Consider the following 20,159-nt stretch of genomic DNA (forward strand, 5'->3'; position numbering starts at 1 on the left):
TGGTGTGCCACCCTGGCGTTCTAGTTTTAACTGTCTCACCCATTTATCCATAGTGGACTTACCTACGTTCATCGCCTTTGCAGCTTCGATGATGCTATGGTTTTTATCGAGGACTAATTGGGCTGCTTCAAGTTTGAATTCAGCACTAAATGTTTTTCTGGTTGTCGATCTCATGTGTTCACCTAAAGTCATCTACGAGGTAATAATATCACCTCTATTTAGGTGGCCAAAATTAGTGTGCCACTACAATTTTTAATGGCATCGATGACATACCAAAATGTAGCTACATTAGGTATCAGCTGATGTTTCATTGTGTTTTAAGTTAAATTGCGGATTAAAATATTTATAATGTGTACGCTATCGCACAGACACACTTTTAGATAAATTATAAATTGGATACAGAGTTTAGATTGATATGCCTTTAATGGGTAAGCTTTATCTTAATAAGATGGTTTATGTTGTTTAGCTTGATGTTTTGGCTCATCATTATGATGTCGTTTAGTTGGAAAATCACTAGGTAATTAAATAATGGAATTCAGTCATGGTTAATACTAGATTTCAGTAAATAAAATGATCGCCACAATTTATACTTAAGATAAAATTCAAGATTGCTACAAAATATTTCCCTATTTAAACCAATGTCATATTGTAGCATTAATACCTAAGTTGACACGGTATGATTGATGTGGAGCCAGTCACACAATTTTATGAAAACACCGCGGAATTAATTTTAGCCTAATTTCTATGTCGCTTTACTGATATTTTACCAACTAAGATTTTTACTAAAAATATTTAGATGTTTACTAAACGCTATTTACTAAAAATGAACAATAGCTCATAGCTGATTGTTAGCGCTCATTATTATTTAGATTTTATATCAACAACAAAAGGAAATTGACCATGAACAAAGACCAGATAGAAGGTTCAATAAAAGACGCAGCAGGCAAAGTGCAGCAAAAAATTGGTGAGATCGTTGGCAACCCGAAACAGCAGATGAAAGGGGTTCAGAAACAGATAAAAGGTAAAACTCAAAAAGCAATTGGTAATGTAAAAGAAGCTGCTAAGGATGCCGACAAACACAGTTGATGTCAGCGGCTTTTACAATTAAGTAAGCACCTTAAGCATAAAGTTTGGCAGCTTAATGTGGGTATTTAAAAGGATCTTAGTCATATTGATTAAGATTTCTAGTTCGAGTTATATCCATAATGTCTAGGAGACTCTCATGAGTATAGGAACAATATTATTAGTGGTTTTGATTCTGATGCTGATCGGTGTGGCTCCGACTTGGCCACACAGTAAGAGCTGGGGGTACGGCCCGAGCGGTGGATTAGGTTTGGTAGTATTGATCCTCGTTATACTCCTTCTACTCGGTAAAATTTGAGTGATAAAGCCTAAGTCATGTATGACCTCAATATTGAGTCGTCATTTCTAATTGCCGTAGGTAGCTAAAAATAGTGAGTGATGTTTTTAGTCGTTCAAAAATGGCTGACATCGCTCGTTTTTCTTGCACGGCAGTGCTCGCCATACTGAGATTGAAAGGTCCTGTACGCCTAAGATTTACACGCGAGATATGGTTTACACGCAAGATATTTCGTTAAGGTAGCATTAGGTGAAGTCCTTCACGCTAAAAATGAAAGTCACTAAGTCCGAAGCATTACAGTTTGCACGCTAGTATTCAGCAAGGTTGTATGAGATGAGCTAAATGGTGCAATAACACATACAGAGGTTTGTATTATAAGAACGGCAGCTTAGTGACTAAAGGCGTTTGCTCACGAAAATGGCTTACTCAAACAGCCAGATTGAATACTTATTTGTGAACAATAGCTGTGTGAGCAACAGGCGTATCTGTAAAAAGGTAATGTTTTAGCTGTTTATCAAAGCTCGGATCTTGTCTCCTTATCCATTCTTGTAGCATTGCAGCATGTTCTTTTTCTTCATCTCGATTATGTATGAGTATCTCTCTCAACTCATTATTTTTGCACGCATCAACTCTTTGGTTATACCAGTCTATTGCTTCAAGCTCTTCCATCAGTGATGTAAGTGCACGGTGCATGTCCTTGGTTTTATCTGTGAGTTCAGTAATGGGTTCATGATAACCTTCATTCGACATTGGGATTTCCTCGCTAAATGCAGATAGGATCGCTCACTATTGAGCGGTGATGATAATTGCAGATGATTGTCTTAACGCTATTTTCAACGAACAGACTTTGAATGCATTATTCTGCGACCTTAACCTTCGAGTGTCTGTTCGATGCCGTACTTAGTCAGAAATTTTTAGGCAGCTCGTTTAAAAGGATTGGAGAGGGCGTAGAAATACCACTGCGAATATTTGATTTAGCACAAGATATTACTTTGGATCTTGAACTTTGAGATATTTGGGAATGAATTTTAAATAAAAAACAAAGGTAGATTAATTGTATTTAGCTTGATAAGCAGAGGGGGATTAATGAAATACATAATAAGAAATGGTACACCCGAGTGGACTCGAACCACCGACCCCTACCATGTCAAGACGTTAGTATTCATTAATTAGATAAAAGCCAATTTAGCATTATTAACATAACTATATGTTTTATAAAGATCAATATAAATTCAAACTCACTTCGCTAGGTGTTTTGGCGTATTTTCAAGCATTTATTTACTTGATTTTGGCACACTTTAGGCACAACCTGTAAATGTCATTTTTGACCACTATTCCATCGCAGGGTAGGTTTGCAGATGAATCATCAAGTTGAAATCATACGACGTGAATTGGAAAAGCTTCTTGAAGGTGTTCAACTAGAGAGGGTCGATTTGAAGTTCATCAGTCTTGATAAAGATGTGGAGGAATTTGCTAAGAGCTTTAATTTAATCAGCGCATTGAAGCCAAGTTCAGATGATTCATTCGAATCACCAGTTACCATTTTACTCGATGCCTATCAGTCCCCATTTTTGGTTTGTAAAACCGAAGCAGGACATTATCGGGTGTTATCAGGTTTATTAACTTTTCAGAAGTTATGCAAGGCCAAATATGCCAAAAATGGGGATTCAACTGTCCCTTGTTTAGTCCTGTCTCGAAGACCCAAGGCGCAACTGAGACGATTAATTTTAATGAACGATGTAGTGAGGCCGCTGTTAAAAGAATTTGTGGATATTAGCGCCGATACCATTAACCATACATTGTCCCATTTGTTTACTAGTGTAGATCAGCCATCAGTATTTCACTCCCCCGAATGGCAGTCGTTATTCCCGTCGATTAAAACAAAGACTGAACTATGTCGATGGCTACATATCAGTACTAAATCGGTGAAGTTAAAATGACAATACTTGAACAAAAAGTCCTAAAACACATAGAAGGCTATTGTAAGATAAACGCTATAGAGATCGATGCCGAGACCATTTTAGCTGATCTCCATGAGTTTTTAGAACGGGTCAATGCGCCTGATGATCTGAGCGCTTTTTTCCAATTAATTGTGTTAATTACTCGTGTGAATAATGTTTCTACTGAAGTAGCGAATTTTATTCAAAAAATGCTGTGTCTTGCGCCTTACATTTATAATGCCTTCCATGCACACCAAATGGTAGTGAACGATTTATCAATAAACAAAGAGTTTTATCGAAACACGTATCGTAAGGGATGGTGTCATGAACGCCCATTTTATGTGCTTTTGATCTGTTCTTGGAAATATAAGGTTGATTACCATTCCTGTGCGTTACTTGCCGCATTCATCAAGCAGTATTTTGATACCCTTGACTCGCTGACGGATCCTGAATTTGCCACTAAAACGACATCAAGAGAAGAGGAAGCATGCAGTAATTTTCGATTAATGATGGAATTAGGAGATAAGACGTTCGACGCTAGTCGAGTACACATTTTGAATTCTCATCTTGATAGCCCAGAATCAATAGCAGCTAATCTCGATAGCATTTTTGCTGGAAAATATAGCAAACTTAATATTTATCCGACGTCCCATGTTAGAGTTCTGCGCCATTTTTTTCGCAATAGTTGGTGTCCCGCCATTAGCCGTACTCGTGGACATGGCGATAAAGATAGAGGACCCAAGAGATATGGAGATCCGGTTACCGACCCCATAGTGGGGACTGATGATGGTTTATCTGCGATATTGCCACAAGATAATATGATTCCAGATAGCGAAGGTCTGGACGAAGATGATTTCTACCCGTCGCAATCATTTGTGATGGCTAATGCTGATATGTCGGAAAAGCGAGACAGAACGGCGTTGCTTGACGTTGCAATTAATTTTAATCCAATGGTTAAGCACCGGACTGAAATTGATGTTACTAGCCGAGTAAGACGATCTCATAACATCGGCATGCAAAATACTCAGTTATTGATGCCTGCCGAACTCTACCTGCTCGCTAAAAAATTATTGGTTTATGGCCGTCGCGGATCAACTCGAGAAACCGCAATAATTCTATGGACTATGCTGATTCTCAGTAAATCGGTTTCAGAGGTCAAAAATCTGTGTGTGTTTCGTGATTTGTCATCTAAAAAACAAGGTCTTTATATCGATCCTAGCGGAAATGGATGGTGGTGTTTTCCTCTATCGCACTCAACAGGACCTCGTCTGAACCAAATAGGGCTAAGAAAAACGGTTGAAGATGTCTTTACTGCGTGTCCAAACTTTTTGGTTAAATTAATCACCATTCACATGGGAGCACGTTTAGTCGGCAATCTTATTGAGGACGTTGACGTTGAAAAAATTGAGTCTAAATTGGCCCAAAAGCTGGCGAAAATTTCTGACAACTCCGGTGGTGGGCGTTTAAGTCTTAAAAGATTAACCAACTTTGTATGCAATTACATCAACTCTACAAATGTGATAGATCCCATTTATATCGATTTTAGTTATGCAGTTAATATGTATACAACTCGAGTCGCCCGCAGTTATTCAAGTGTTCGAGATCAAAAACGCTGTGAGCAGTTATTGCATTTTTGGAACGATGTTGAAAAGGGGATCTCCGTTTACAGTGGTAACCCACTTACAGTCAGCTTATTTGAGTTGAGATACTGGCAGCAAGACGAGCAATATTTGGGCTCGACATTTACTCCTACACAAGCCACTATTCAGCAATTGATAATCCATTTGTCTTTGCAAACAAAGGCGTTATTCCCAACACCTCAACACAGGTTAGAGGATATTTTAGCCTATCATAATGCATTTGTAGCTTACACTGCATGGATGTTGCTGTTTGGTACCGGCTATCGTGCGGCTTGGAATCCATTACCTACCTTGGCTTTGTTTCTACCTTCTTTTAATTTGATGGGAATAAGCGACAAAGACGATAGCGACTTTACTCATTCACGTATTGTCGCAATCCCATCAGTGTTAACGGCTCAATTAGTCGAATATCGAAGGCACCTTGGCTGTTTGCGCGGATTGTTGCGGCTATTAATGCCACAATTATGCAGCGAACTAGACAATATAATCGATGTTGATCGGCAAGTATTAAGCTATGACAATTTACAAGCCTCAGCTTGGTATACAAAGATAAGAAACTCCCGAAGTCAACATGGTCCATTTTTTTTCTTTCAAAAGCAAAAGTCAGGAATTGTTACCCGCAGCTTGTCTCCTTCACAATTAATTAGCGTACTAAAGGAAAAAAACTCTATACCAGCCAATGCAGGTCGTCACTGGTTAAAAAGTAGTTTATTAGATCAAGGAGTCGATCCTGAGTTAATCAACTTTCAAATGGGTCATTGGCAAGCTGGTGAAGTACCAATAGGAAATTACTCAGCGTTAAGCCATATCGAAGCCATTAATGAATTAGTGCCTATCTTAGATAAGTTATTCAGGGAGGTAGGATGGAAACCACTAAAGTCAGTGCTTTCATAATCCAGCTATCAAAAGAGGGGAAGCTACATCCATTATACATAGAATGCCGCACCGCATTTTTAAACAGCATATCGCCATCTATTGCTGTAAAAAATAAAAAGTCAGAAAAAATTGAAAACGAATTTTTTGCATCCTATCACAATCTGCTCGGGCATCTAAAAAAGGAGATTAAACTTTCTGATAACGCTTTTTTACCAGAAGAGTTAGAAAACGTGCTTGCCGCATTGAAGCCTGAAGTGCTAAGCAAACAAGCACAACTTCTCATACTGCAATCTATACTCAACTATGCCAAAAAGTTCTTAGACATAGACTCGCCAAACATTCCGTCAATCATCACGTTAAAACGTGATAAACCGATGTTGACCCCGGTAGATTTGACAAAATTACCCATAGTCGAGCTCATTAACACTCAATTAAGCAGGGAGTTGATAGCGCCTCATAGAGATTTAGATGACAAGGCTAAGTTGGGGAGACTATTACTCGTCTTATATTACACAGTGAACATAGAGAAAACTGAACATTTACAGCTTATGGTTGAATACCCACAGGACATATTCTACGTGGGAGGAATTTGTTATTGGCAATGCCAAAATATCAAAATAAATTCGCCACGGTATGTGCTAAGTGATATGGCTGTCATGGCTTTACAGCAATGGCATAATGTGCACCATAGCGCGTCTTTCGCAATAAAGCCCAGTCAGTTCAAAGCTGCTTTAGTGCATTATCTTAATTACGGATCGTATTTCGATTGGTCAGATATATCACTATTGAAGCTAAGGGTGCTGCGACGAATTGATAACGTCCTCCGTTATGGCCCGGTTCAATATCGTATGTACATGTTACCTGGCGTTTGCCAGCCATTGCCCACACATGCGTTTGTACGTATCCTGACAGGAAAAGTTTATGCAAACGCCGAACCGTACCTTTCAGAAGCCATTTCTGATAAAACCAAGGCTTTTCGTGATTGGTCCGTTGTCACGAACGAGAAAACTTCTTTTGTGTCGATGGAAAAGACCCTCGAACAATTAGATAAGGTATATACCGAGCTCTGTAAACTTGTAGATAGCAACAAACCTCGAGCCGATTGTCTTGGGGCTATAGCAATCATTCTGGATCAACAATCATCTAAGAGTAATCCATACTTTTGGATTTTATGTGCATGGCTGTATTCGTTACTAAAGACAGGTGGTACGCACAAGCGGCGGCTAAAAGTCTCGACAACTATTGATTATGTCAAAAGTTTAAGCCGGCCATTTCTAATCATTTTTTGCACAAGCGATATTTACTTATTGTCTGGTGAGGATTGGGCTGAGAAATTAAATGATGCTGCTGACCATTTTTCTTCGGCACAGCGAAAAAAATATATCTACTATTTTGCGCAGTTTCTGAGTGATTCAGGCTTTGTTCGAGATTTATGTTTATCTGATATTGAGGTGTTTGGGAGCTCCAGTGAGGTAGATAGCAACCTGATTTCCCATGAGCATGTGCAAGTCATGTTGTCCTATTTAGATCATCAATCGGCACATTGTCCGGCGCACCACGATGCCTATTTTCTTTTGTGTTTCTGTTTTTACAGTGGATTACGTCGAAATGAAGCCGCCAAGTTAACCTGGGGGGATTTTACATTCTCTCTGACTGAACCAACCCATAACAACTTTGATTATGTTCAGCTTTCAGTGAGACCTAATAAACATAGGACATTAAAAACGACCTCCGCCAGAAGAGAGTTACCTTTAGACGCTTTGTGGCCGAAAACGGCATTGAGTAAGTTGCGATACACTTATCGAATCGTCAATGGAGCAGGGGCTAAGAATAGCACTTTACTATTTGATAATCAGAGAAGAGTGAATCAGGCTTATGACTTAATAACAGACTTAATGCGTCATTACACCCAAGATCAAAGTTTACGTGTACATCATTTACGACACAGTTTTGCTAATTGGACCTGGTGTCGTTTGAATGCCAGCATCATAGAGACGGGCAGGCGACATTTGACCTTGTTCAATGATGAGTTTTTTGATGAAAAGTATCTAAAAAGGTTGCAAACTCGTCTTTGCTATAGTGATAACACCCGCAAGAAAATGTTTATCCTGTCTCATATGATGGGCCATAAAGACGTGCAATCGACGCTAAATAGTTATCTTCATTTAAAAGACCTACTGTATTACCTGCAGCACAATTCGCGCTTTGAACTGACAAAATACTTTACATCAGAGTGCGTGGGTCGTGTGACACTGCAACCCCTTGAACCAGGATTGAGTCTAGCTGAACGCATAACGTACTACACTCAGGACGTAATGCACAAACTTGCCATTAAACCAGCTCAACAAACAGTCAGCCTAGTGATGCCAAGTTTAGCGAACTTCTCTGTCAATATAAAAACAGACTTAACTATCAGTAGTTTAACTTGGGCCAAAGCATTAAATGCGTTACATACATCATCCACCATCGAAGTTGCCGCGCACTATGTGGTTCCATTAGAGCAATTACAAAAGTTACTCAGTAATGCCGAGACTATTCATAAGAATTATCCTCGCAGAGGTAGGCACTTCCCCTTAATCCCTAAGTTTCCGCGTATAGACGTTTCAGTTGTTAACATCCAACAAAATAAACATTTAGCTAATTCAACACGTGTGTTTATCTTTTTATGTAATAAATTGGATAACAACATTAGTGAAGGTTCATTGACCTTAGAAAATATTCGCCTAGGGATAGAAATTTTGCGGTATGCGGTTCCCGGTAAAAATTACGCCTTACGCTGTCCAGACGCAAATATTTCAAGAATGTTTATACGCCTATGTCAATTGTTGGATTTAAAAGCCAGGCATTTAAATTTTCGCTATCATAATGCAAACCTAACCCCTGAAAAGTCTAATATTATCCAGGCTAGATGGAAGAAGACGCTTATCGAACATGGTTTCAGTGACACTAAATTTGTCGTTGCTAGTGAGACTGAAGGGCTTTATTTAGGCAAGCATGATGGTAATGGGTTTCTAGAGATAGCCGTAGTTAACAATTCATATAAGCGAATACAAAGACATCAAAGCATATTCAGTTTTTTACATTTGCTGCTTATTTTGAGCTATTGATGTAGATCTTTTTTGAGGTTTATGCCAACGAAACTCTGATGGAACAGTTGTCACATTAGCATTTTTTATCGTCATTTATCATTAAGATTGCTCAACTTAATTTAATCTTCGGATGACAGAATCACCGACTTTTCTAAAATCATAGTGGGCGGGTAATGACTTAAACTGATCACGTACATACCCCGATTGTGCAGAGCTGCGGTCTGCTTGCTGAAGTACGTATTCCATTGCATAGCGGACTTTATGGCCATAGGGTTTTGCAGCAAGTAAGTCGCTCAGTAGAGCAAATACCTTACTGTTGATGGTGCCCAGTTCACCCAGAGGCTTAGCTAGAATCGCGAAGTTGTAGCTCTCATGTGGGCCAGGCACATAATGTTCAATGTGCTGGTTTAACATGGCATAAATTTTACCAATATCATGAAATAACCCCGCTACCAGTCCTGTCTGACACTCGATTTCTGAATGCTGTAGATGTTTGGCATTGTGATAGGTCATCTCAGCGACCTCTATGCTATGTTCAAATAGTCCATTGGCATAGGAATGGTGATGCTGATAACTGGCTTGGGCCTTGATAAATATCTTAAGAATGTCTGTTCTCTCAAAGATAAAATTGACGAAGGGCTGTAGTTCAGGACAAGTCACTAGGCTTAATAACTTCAAAAAACGACCCAGCAACTTCTCTTTTGTCGAACCCAGTAGCTGAGTTAACTGAATATATTCATTTTCACTGTAACGAGTGAGTATGGGTTTCATCGCACAGATAACGACATTACCTCGGCTATCATGAGTAATGTTCATTTGAGCTAGCCCATAGTTGAATTGACATGTCCTGGCAATATCTGCAGATGTGATGGCATGTATTGTCTTTTGGTTTGAAATAAATTCACAGTTAGCAGTAGGTAGATGACCACTGATTTTAATGTCTTTAACCCATGCAAATATAACGTTATTCATAATGGGGATCTCCTGATGTAGCTAGCTGAATTTGTTTTACTAAGCGGTCGAAAGCACTGCCGTCCTGTCTTGTGATATTGGGTACATAACGGCTATACACCTCGAACAACATTTTGGTCGTGCTATGCCCCATTTGTTTGGCAATCCATTCTGGGCTCTCGCCAGCGGCTAACCATAAGGTTGCGCAGGTATGTCTCGTCTGATAAGGGCGACGACGTTTGAGGTTCAAAGCGGTTAACGCCGGATACCAGATCCGCTTGGTGACATTTCGATGATCGAGTGGCTTACCTTTAGAGTTACAAAAAACGTACGTCAATCTCCCTGTTAGGCTGAATTGACGCTTAAGCGCCTCAGTTACAGGTTGAGACAATTGAATACTGCGATAAGATGCCGATGTCTTGGGTGTTTCGACATTGCCATCAACCAGAGTCTCTTGAACTAATATCTCACCACGCTCTAAATTGACGTATTGCCATTTAAGACCATCGATCTCAGCAGTTCTCATCGCGGTAAAAAAACGCACCGTATAGTAGTCACGAAAATCTTCTCTAACATTAGATAAAAACAGCTGTACCTCTGCCAATGAGAAAGGCTCTATAGGCGTTTTATCAATTTTTAACGGCTTAATATTGGTAAATGGCGTTGGGAACTCAAAACGAAGAGCCGCTTCGTTTAAGATCCCTCGCAACGGAGTCATAACATGATTAATCCAGTCATTACTGAGTTTACCTTGCCTTCCTTTCCGTTTCGGTTCACTGATACTAGCCCGATATTTAATCAACTGTGGCCGGGTGATTTCGTCTAAACGAAAATGCCCGAATTCAGGCATCAAGTAACGCTCAAATATCATAGCGACATTCTTGTAGTGACTAATTTTCCACTGTATCCGGTTCTCAGCCAGCCATTCAGCGGTAAATAAACTGAATGTGGGGATATTGCTGAGTAATGTTGATCCACTGTATTTTTGTACTTCGACTAGATTGTTCTCGATAAGCACATCAGAATCGACAAAATGTGAGCATCGTGGACTTGATGGAAAATAATTCCTAAATACAAATCTATTTAATCTTATCTCGGCTTCCATTGTGTTAAGCATTCCCATTAGACGAGAACGGTTCAGCCGGTTATCGAGCAATGTGGTCTGTTCGCGACACCTAACGCCCTGATAGGTAAAATCAAATAACAATTTACCATTTCGTGCACGAATATTAGCCATGACATACACCTCCTCTAGCCATTGGAATGATGAATTTAGCAGGGGAGCTTGGTTTAAATAATTCCTTTTCAATTACTTCCCAGATGTAGAAAATTTTTCGACCACCGAATGGCTTTATGTAATGAACCCCTTCGATGAAAACATTATCTTTCAATGTATGGTTGATATAAGGCGCGCTAAACTTTATTCTTTGAGAAAGTTCTTTTGCATTGAGTAATGTTTGTGGCATAAATACCTCGAAATGTTCTTTGGGTTGATCAAATGTTCTTGATAGGAACATTTAAGCATGGCGGCGATGTTCTTACAAGGAACATTTAAATGTTTTTACGTATTTTAAGGATGGAATTGAGTGATTAGATTTAAAATCAAAGAGTTAATTGCTGAAAAAGAATTCAGAGAGCGAAGAAAAATCACACTTCAGGAAGTCGCAGATTCAGCTTGTGTTAATCGAACGGCCTTATCTAAGATGATGAACCCAAGCTACGAATACTCGACGACGACCAAAGCCATCGACTCTTTGTGTCACTATTTTTGTTGCAAAGTAGAGGATGTGATTGAGTACGTAGAAGATTAATAGCTGCGTTTCTTAGTAGTAAATAAAATTATTTGATGTAATATTATTTACAAACTAATGGATGAGTGACCACATTGAACATACTACTTACCTGGCTTGGTAATAAAGACCTTGAAAACATGCAGTCTGACAAGGGCGCCGCAATTGTAACCTTGGCAATAAAATCCAAAATTCCCTTCGATAAAATAGTTATTTTATCCAATAAAGATGAACAGCTGTGGCCACAATTTGAACGCTATTTAAAAAAACAACTGGCCATTAATCAGCGTCCTTTTCACGATATTCAAGTCTTTAAAGCCCATATAAATAGCCCGATTGATTATCAGTCAATTGCAAAAACTAGCGAACATTGGATAGCAAAACTGAGTGATGAAGCGCAAACGCTTTCAATAAACCTCACATCCGGCACGCCAACCATGACCACTTTGTCAGTGCTTATAGGTAAAGGAAAGCCCAATACCCACTTTTTACAAACCACCCCAGATAATCAATTAATTGAGGTGGATATCCCCCTCGATTTTATTCATACCTATGTCAAATCTGCCGCTAAGAACATTGCCTCGAGTGCAAGTGCTTTATCCATGCACAGCACAGCGTTTACAGCTTTAACTGCCCAATCACCCGCCATGAAAGCCCTTATTGTTAAAGCTCAAAAAATTGCCGCCGCTGAAGTCCCTGCATTGATTTTAGGTGAAACGGGTACCGGAAAAGAATTAATGGCTCATGCCATCCATAAAGGAAGTTTAAGGGCCAATAAACCCATCAGAATCGTCAATTGTGGCGCTTTTGCGCAAAACTTGGCAGATTCTACATTATTTGGCCATAAAAAAGGGGCCTTTACGGGGGCGGACAAAGACTATGCTGGTCTATTTGAGCAAGCCGATGGCGGCACGCTTTTTCTCGATGAAGTAGGGGAGCTGCCTCTTGATATTCAAGTTAAATTGCTACGAGCCTTACAGCAAGGTGAGATTAATCGCCTTGGAGACAATAAACCCATTTATTTGGATGTGAGAATCATTGCGGCCACACATCAAGATCTACAACAACAGATCGCCGCTGGCCAGTTTAGAGAAGATCTGTTTTATCGACTCGCGGTCGGCATTATCAAAATGCCAGCACTAAGAGAGAGAAAGCAAGATATCCCAAAATTAGTCAATCAGCTCATTAGCCAAATTAATCACGTTGGGTCCAAACATCCTCAGTATCAAAGTAAGAATATTTGCGAAAAAGCAATAGAGTTTATTTCCAATCAAGCTTGGCCAGGTAATATTCGTGAGTTATGGAGCACATTAAATCGGGCCTGCTTATGGTCCGACTCAAGCATTATCACAGCTAACGATCTTGCAGATGCCTTGCTTGCATCACATAAACCACAACAAGCCACTGATATATCTATGTCTCTTCACGATAAAGTTGATATAGTTCAACTCACTGATGATATTCAAAAAAACTATGTCAAAGCCGCGTTAAAGGCCAGTGGCAATGTAAAAAAGCAAGCCACGCAAATGTTGGGCTTAAAAGATCATCAAACGCTAACCAATTGGATGAAGCGTTTGCAGATTGACATAGAAAAATAACCATCGCGGCAGATTGGCATTGTTATTGCGAATGCAGTAGGGACATAAGGAAGCAACACGGAATGAAGCAATCAATGAATTTTGAGCATATTCAAACAAAATGGCCACAGCTCCATCAATTAGCAGCATTTGCTGAAGAGTATGCGATATCAGATCCACAAAGTGCATTGGTTAAACTTCGCTGTTTTGCTGAACAGGTTGTCGGCTATTTTTATAAAGAACTTCAATTACCTGCTTTTCCCAATTCAAATATCTATGACAAGCTCACATCGGATGATTTCACTAGCGTAGTCCCCAATTTAATTACCGATAAACTTCACGCAATACGCAAAAGCGGTAATCAAGCGGCACACGAAGGTCGAGTCGATCAACAACAAGCTATTTGGATTTTAAAAGAAAGCTATTATGTTGCCTGTTATCTATTTATGGCTTACGGAAATGGGAAACAAGCTGATTGCCCAGAATTTACTGCGCCAGAACAAAAGCAGCCCTTAAATCAAGGTGATGCTGAATTTACTAAAAAAAATAAACAACTAGCACTACAGCTGAGCCAAAATGAAGCTCGGCTCAAAAAAGCGTTAGAAGAATTAGAGGCGTCTCAACAAGCACAAAAACAAGCCCAACAAGAAGCCGAAAGACTCAAGCAAACGATAAATGAAGCAAAAGTCGGTGAAATTAAGGCGCTTAACAAACTTATCACTGCAAGTTTTAACTTTAGCGAAGCAGAAACTCGTGCGCGGATCATTGACATGGATCTACGGGCTGCTGGTTGGCAGGTGTCTCTTGATGAAACGAGCACAGATGAAGTAGGTAAAGAAGTACAGGTAACTGATCAGCCTACCAGTACAGGCATAGGTTATGTAGATTATGTGCTTTGGGACGATGACGGAAAACCACTCGCAGTAATAGAAGCGAAGCGGACTCGTGAATCTGTCGAAAAAGGCAGGCAACAAGCTAAGCTTTATGCCGATGCACTCCACAAACAGTACAATCAACGACCGGTTATATTTTACTCTAACGGTTACGACATCCGTATATTAGACGATGTCCAAGGCTATAACAGTCGTAAACTTTACGGCTATTACTCTAAAGACTCGCTGCAATATCTAATTAAACAGAGAGGCCTTAAAAAAGATTTAAATCAAACACCAATCGATACCAATGTCGCAGGCCGTTTGTATCAAATGGAAACAATCACTCGTGTATGTGAACGTTTCGCCGATAAACATCGCAAATCTCTTATCGTACAAGCAACCGGCACAGGAAAAACGCGTGTATCTATTGCGCTGGCTAAACGGCTACTCGATGCAGGCTGGGCCAAACGCGTACTGTTTTTATGTGACCGTAAAGAGCTACGTAAACAGGCGGGCAATGCCTTTAATGAGTTTACCAATGAGCCACTATACATCGTAGGTAAAACCAAAAAAGAGTTAGCTACAAATTCAAGGGTATTCATTGCTACTTACCCTGGCATGATGAGTATTTATCAAAAATATGATGTTGGTTATTTTGATTTAATTGTCGCTGATGAATCACACCGTTCTATCTATAATATTTATGGTGATATTTTTAAATATTTTGATGCACTAGAGGTCGGCTTAACCGCCACACCTGTTGAAATGGTATCGCGCTCAACGTGCCAGTTATTTGGTTGTGATTTCAAATTGCCTACGGCTAATTACCCATTAGAAAAGGCGATTGAAGAAGGTAACTTAGTACCTTATAAAATTGTTAGTTTAACCACTAAATTTTTACGCGAAGGTATCAAAAAAGATAACCTCACAGATGAACAAATCGCACAATTAGAAGATCAAGGCTTTGACCCTAACGAGTTAAACTTTGACGCTAAACAAGTCGATGAAGCGGTAAAAAATAAAGACACCAATCGCGTTATTTTACGTAATTTAATGGAAAAAGGCCTGCGTGATAGTGACGGTCAACTACCTGGTAAAACCATAGTATTTGCCCGCAACATTGCTCATGCTGAACTCCTGTCGCAGCTGTTTGGCGAAATGTATCCTCAATTAGGCAGTAACTTTTGTCGCGTTATCCATTCAAAATATGAACGGGCAGAAGAGTTAATTGATGACTTTAAATCAAATGAAGTAAACAGTGCTCGCATTGCTATCTCAGTAGATATGCTCGACACCGGAATTGACGTTCCAGAATGCGTAAATCTTGTATTTGCCAAACCCATTAAGTCAAAAGTCAAATTTTGGCAGATGATTGGTCGTGGCACACGCCTATGCAAAGATCTCTACGGAAAAGGCAAAGATAAAACCCACTTCTTAATTTTTGACCACTGGGAAAACTTCAACTACTTCGATATGGACCCAAGCGAAGAAGATGTAAAACAGGCTAAATCTCTTACGCAAAAACTGTTTGAAAGCCGTCTGTTACTGGCTGAAACCGCGCTTAAAAAGGCAGACATAACGACCTTTGATGCCGTGATAAAGCTTATCCATCAAGATATTAAAGCACTTGATATGAACACTATCGCGGTGCGCGATAACTGGCAAGTGGTTGAATCCTGTAAAGATGATAAAACGCTTAACCAATTTGCGCCACAAACAAAAGCCAATTTGTTTGAGTATATTGCACCACTAATGCAATGGCGTAACATAATGGGGCAATCTGAAGCCTATAAATTGGATAATGAAATTGCCACCATTCAAATGCTAATGTTTACCGATCCCAATCAAATAGATCTTGTTAAACAAAGTTTAATGGGCAAGGTAGAGTCATTACAAATGCACCTAAATGAAGTGCGTGCAAAAGCGAAAGATATTGCCAACATTCAAACCCGTACATACTGGGACTTGCTAACCTTTGATGCATTAGAACAAAGTCGTTTAGCACTGCGCAGTATCATTCATTTACGCGACAAAACTGCTCAAGTTCCAACAGTTGATTATGTTATTGACGTAAAAGAAGAGGTTAGTGAAATACGCGAAACAACACGACCAACAAAAATTGTCTCTATCGACTATCAAATATTTCGTCAAGAGGTAGAAAAAACACTTTCGCCATTGTTTGCAACGGACCTAGTTCTGCAGAAAATTCGCAATGGCGATCCGGTAACAGAGGATGATTTAGCAAAACTAAACTCCCTTGTGCATACCCAAAATCCGAACGTTGATTTAAATACCCTAAAAGATTTTTTCCCTGAATCAACCGCCACGTTAGACAAAATATTGCGCACTATTGTCGGAATGGATAAAGACAATATTGAAACAAAATTTACTGAATTTGTTCAACAAAGCCATACCCACATGAATGCCAAACAACAGCGTTTTATTAGCATGTTGCAAAATCATTTAATTCGTTATGGGTCGATACAAATATCCCAACTTTATGATGCACCATTTACTCAAGTCCATGACATGGGATTAGATGGGGTATTTAGCGAGCAGCAAGCAGATGTTATTCAAGATTTCATTACTCAATTTGATGTTCAATTAGGCAATAAAATCTATTTAATTGAAAAAAATCAAGAATTTAAACAAATGATATGACAGGGAGTCATTCAAAATGAATCAATTAATAACCCCATCACAATGGCTTGGTCAATTTCTAAAAGACAGAGGATTACGGCAACCTACAGGTAAGCCATTATATGAATATCAAGCAACTGAAGCTGAATATACGTTACTTAAAGAACTAGTTTTTAAGCATAAAGACAGTAAACTTCATGGATACAATAATATTTCATGGGCAGCCATTTTTTGCTTGTATTGCTCCGTATGGTATCAGCGTAACTATGAAAGCAATGATGGTTGGAGTTGGCATGCTATATGGGTTGATTTGGGGGATGAATTAACTCCGTCTCAAATTGAAAAAACAGTGCTTAAAGGTATTGAATCTTATTGGCTGAGACCTATAAAAACTTACACCGAACGCCGTAATTTTTTAGGTACTCTGTTTTCAGAAGGAGGACTTCCATTTAAATTGTTAAGTAACAATGACAATAAATTTGGGCAAGTCCTTAAGCGGATTTTGAAAAATGTCGCGGTAGCAAAATTACTTGGAGAACCAATTGAAAAGCTTGTAGCCATCAATGTTCAATCGTTACCTCAAGCATTTAATGAACAAGAATCTATTCAATTAATCACTTTAATGACAGAAAAACTGGTCAATCTTGTGGATATTTTTGCATTAGAAAACAAATCAAACCCCGCAGACTACCTAGATAATGTTTCACCCAAATGGCGCGAAGATTTCCCAATTCCTCTAGATAACAGTATTGGAACAAACATCGTTAACTCTTGGTTATTACAAGCAAGTCATGAAGGTTTTAAACGCACCAAATTTAATAAAAAGTTATTAACAGAACATTACCTAAATATAAATGAGCTAACCATCACTACAAAATTGCTTTTACCTGATGAACTCATAATGAAAACACAACCACATCAACTTAAATCAAACCGATTAGAGTTGTTTTTGGCGGAATCAACCCAGGATTTACAAAATTTAGGTGTTTCATATATAAATGGAACAGGTGAGTCCGCATTAATCAAAGTTAGAAATCGAAGTATTAGGGTGTTGAGAAAATCATCCGAGACTCAATTGTCAGTTGTAGCTAGGCAAGGTGGAAACGAAATTGCTCGATGGTTATTGGATAACACTAGTGTGTTTCTCAATGAGATGCCAGTTGGATTTATCAAGCAAGATGGCGAGTATAAATATGCTGGTCAAGCCACATTTAGTCACAAAGAAGAGTTGTATTTAATATTACCAAAATCGTCTAATTACAACATCATTAACGGTGAAGTTTCGTCATGGCCACAAAATATTCATAGTTCAAAACCCAATTTCATATTACTTCAAGGTGAAATTGTTATAACCCTTGACGATGATAAATATCGTGTTAAATCATTGAATACATCAACAGCCGAGTTAGGACTTAACCTATTCGGGGACATGATAACTTACGACACGGAACCTAGTGCGACGTATCTAGGACTGCCTAAATACCGGTTTATAGACAGTGACCTTTCTTTGGATCATGTTTTAACTGAATACATAAGTGGCCAACCTAAGTCAGAATTAATGTTGCACGAACTTTATGGTCGCCAAACATTTGCATTAAAAAACCAACATGGTGAAACCTTATTCCGAAAACGAATAGGCCTGTTACCTCCTGGAGTGAAAATTTCAACTAAAGCAGGAATACAGATCGGTCAGGGTGAAATAAATATAACAACAAAAAACAAAATGATTTACAGCATATCAACCGATAGCGTGACTTTTATCAAAAAAGATACACCCGACGGAGTTTGTTTACAGTTATCTTGTGACGGACTACCGCCATCAGAGTTGACCCTAAGTATTACACCAAACTTAATGGCTACCCCAATTCATATAAAGCTGCCTTATCCAAGACAAGGAGCATTTGTATTTGATGCTATAGGGGAGCCTCTCAAGAAGCACTTATCAATAGATGATCTGCTCGGCAGTCGTTTACATTTGTTTGCATCAGCTGAATGCTCTGCTAACTTCGAAATAGATATTGTTTTAGAAAACCAAGGTCGATCGCCACCATACTTTAAACATCAATTCCGTGTTGGTGAACAACCTACAATTATAAGTTTACATAGTTTTAAAGATGAAATTAACGAATTACTTTCTTTAGCCCCAGATCTGGATGCACAGGTCACAATGACCATTTCGAGCTTCTCTGGCAACTTAAAATATAAAATATATCGTTATAGTAGCCGAATATACGAAACTGAAGATAAACGTTTTTTTAAAATTTCAGCGGAAGGTCAAAATGTTGTAGCCGGTGCAGAGTTGTTACTAATGCAAATGAGCAATCCTGAAAGAACACCCACAAAAATAGAAGCATTAATTAGTGAAGGCATATCCACTGGTCATTATGAAATGCCGCAAGTAGATAAAAATGAAGGTCCATGGTTAATAGTACCAAGCTCAAATAGTGCGACAAATTTCAGAGCAAAATTGCTCGTAGGTCATGACAGTAGCAATCATATGTCAGAAGACGAAGCTGATCACGATCAAGTAAAACAACAGGTGAACTCACTACAACGGGCTGTTCAAGCATATCATCCTAAATTTAATACTCACGTGATAGCTGATGTTGTAATGCAAATGGCTGATAACCTACAACATAGTGGATGGGAGTTTTTGGTTAAACTCTTCAGCAACTATCAAAATTTGTCCTTAACAACATTCCAAGTTTGGCGTGAAATTGTGGCAAACCCCAAAGCATTAATACTGTGTTTTTATCGTTTCGAAGCTAATCCACAATTTATGGCGCGAATAGAATCAGAGTTTCCGGTTCTATGGCAAGTGACACCACCAGAATTATTCATCCAAACTTATAAACAAGTTCTCGATTGGTTAGAGCAAAAAGGTGTCGATAAACAATACGTAAAAATGATAGCAGAGCCTTGGTATGAATCTATTTTGTATCATATACCAGGTTTTAGCGAAGAGTTAGTGAGTTATCTGATTACAAATAAGATTGACCCCAAACTTAAGCTACCACTACCAATAATGAACATAGCTGGACAGGATTGGCTACAAGACCTATTACGAGAACACAGTGAAAACGATGTGTGGCCTGATAGTGAAGGTTACGAATTAAGTAAATGGTATCAAAATAATTCACTCGGACAGATAGATATTAACAGTCTACATAACTTCCAAAACTCTGTTATTTATTTACCTGTGTTCTTAGCTGCTGTATCAACGGGTAAAGCTAATTTATCAGACATTTATGATAGTTCATCAAATGCAATTTTTAAGTTGAAGAAAGTACGTGACTTTGATCCTAATTGGTTTGCAAGCATGTATACATTCCATTTATTAACGTTTTCAGAATTGATTTAAGGCTTTATTATTGAATATTTTTCACAGCTAACGAAGCAAGCAGCAGAGCGTGCACAAGAA

General features: G+C 38.9%; 14 protein-coding genes. 9 read left to right on the forward strand and 5 right to left on the reverse strand.

From position 1 onward, the window contains the following. On the reverse strand, positions 1–174 hold a 174-nt coding region (locus L5M29_RS02815), incomplete at its 3' end, for a transposase (protein ID WP_263148818.1). A gap of 726 nt (positions 175–900) precedes the next feature. Here L5M29_RS02815 and L5M29_RS02820 point away from each other — a divergent pair. Then, complete coding sequence (locus tag L5M29_RS02820) at positions 901–1,086, forward strand: CsbD family protein (protein WP_131524760.1); 186 nt, start codon at positions 901–903, stop codon at positions 1,084–1,086. A 142-nt stretch (positions 1,087–1,228) separates the two neighbouring features. Further along, complete coding sequence (locus tag L5M29_RS02825; protein WP_301553935.1) at positions 1,229–1,381, forward strand: DUF3309 family protein; 153 nt, start codon at positions 1,229–1,231, stop codon at positions 1,379–1,381. Between the two features lie 426 nt (positions 1,382–1,807). On the opposite strand, the gene L5M29_RS02830 is transcribed toward L5M29_RS02825, so the two are convergent. Further along, positions 1,808–2,110: an encapsulin-associated ferritin-like protein gene (locus tag L5M29_RS02830; RefSeq protein WP_219234161.1), complete on the reverse strand. Its 303-nt coding sequence runs from the start codon at positions 2,108–2,110 to the stop codon at positions 1,808–1,810. Between the two features lie 608 nt (positions 2,111–2,718). On the opposite strand from L5M29_RS02830, the gene L5M29_RS02835 reads away from it, so the two are divergent. From L5M29_RS02835 to L5M29_RS02845, 3 genes are read left to right on the forward strand one after another with little or no spacing between them, the layout of a single operon-like run. Further along, positions 2,719–3,300 carry a hypothetical protein gene (locus L5M29_RS02835; protein WP_131524764.1) on the forward strand — a complete coding sequence of 194 codons (582 nt, stop codon included), beginning with the start codon at positions 2,719–2,721 and terminating at the stop codon, positions 3,298–3,300. Further along, positions 3,297–5,834 carry a hypothetical protein gene (locus tag L5M29_RS02840; RefSeq protein WP_263166117.1) on the forward strand — a complete coding sequence of 846 codons (2,538 nt, stop codon included), beginning with the start codon at positions 3,297–3,299 and terminating at the stop codon, positions 5,832–5,834. Before L5M29_RS02835 ends, L5M29_RS02840 begins: the two co-directional genes overlap by 4 nt. Next, positions 5,804–8,923: a tyrosine-type recombinase/integrase gene (locus L5M29_RS02845; protein ID WP_263166119.1), complete on the forward strand. Its 3,120-nt coding sequence runs from the start codon at positions 5,804–5,806 to the stop codon at positions 8,921–8,923. The genes L5M29_RS02840 and L5M29_RS02845 overlap by 31 nt, the downstream gene beginning before the upstream one ends. 96 nt (positions 8,924–9,019) lie before the next feature. Here the strand turns inward: L5M29_RS02845 and L5M29_RS02850 are convergent, their stop codons facing one another. From L5M29_RS02850 to L5M29_RS02860, 3 genes are read right to left on the reverse strand one after another with little or no spacing between them, the layout of a single operon-like run. Continuing rightward, positions 9,020–9,877, reverse strand: a complete 858-nt coding sequence (locus tag L5M29_RS02850) for an HD domain-containing protein (protein WP_263166120.1) — start codon at positions 9,875–9,877, stop codon at positions 9,020–9,022. Further along, the gene (locus tag L5M29_RS02855) at positions 9,870–11,093 is read right to left on the reverse strand and encodes a site-specific integrase (protein WP_259528189.1); all 1,224 of its coding nucleotides are present in this window, start codon (positions 11,091–11,093) and stop codon (positions 9,870–9,872) included. Before L5M29_RS02855 ends, L5M29_RS02850 begins: the two co-directional genes overlap by 8 nt. Continuing rightward, positions 11,086–11,322, reverse strand: a complete 237-nt coding sequence (locus tag L5M29_RS02860) for a hypothetical protein (RefSeq protein ID WP_076501618.1) — start codon at positions 11,320–11,322, stop codon at positions 11,086–11,088. Before L5M29_RS02860 ends, L5M29_RS02855 begins: the two co-directional genes overlap by 8 nt. Positions 11,323–11,442: 120 nt before the next feature. Between L5M29_RS02860 and L5M29_RS02865 the strand changes: the two genes are divergently transcribed. The 4 genes from L5M29_RS02865 (at position 11,443) to L5M29_RS02880 (ending at position 20,099) form a co-directional block, all read left to right on the forward strand. Further along, entirely contained in the window at positions 11,443–11,667 is a 225-nt protein-coding gene (locus L5M29_RS02865; RefSeq protein ID WP_226058616.1) for a helix-turn-helix domain-containing protein, read from the forward strand. A 65-nt stretch (positions 11,668–11,732) separates the two neighbouring features. Continuing rightward, on the forward strand, positions 11,733–13,244 hold the full coding sequence (locus L5M29_RS02870) for a sigma-54 dependent transcriptional regulator (protein WP_317633242.1): 1,512 nt from the start codon (positions 11,733–11,735) through the stop codon (positions 13,242–13,244). Between the two features lie 62 nt (positions 13,245–13,306). Then, positions 13,307–16,759, forward strand: a complete 3,453-nt coding sequence (locus L5M29_RS02875; protein ID WP_226058614.1) for a DEAD/DEAH box helicase family protein — start codon at positions 13,307–13,309, stop codon at positions 16,757–16,759. Positions 16,760–16,775: 16 nt separating this feature from the next. Continuing rightward, positions 16,776–20,099, forward strand: coding sequence for an STY4851/ECs_5259 family protein (locus L5M29_RS02880; protein ID WP_263166126.1), 3,324 nt, complete (start codon positions 16,776–16,778; stop codon positions 20,097–20,099). The last annotated feature ends 60 nt before the right edge of the window (positions 20,100–20,159 follow it).

This window comes from Shewanella sp. SM95, assembly GCF_025653595.1.
GTDB classification, from domain to species: Bacteria; Pseudomonadota; Gammaproteobacteria; order Enterobacterales; family Shewanellaceae; genus Shewanella; species Shewanella oncorhynchi.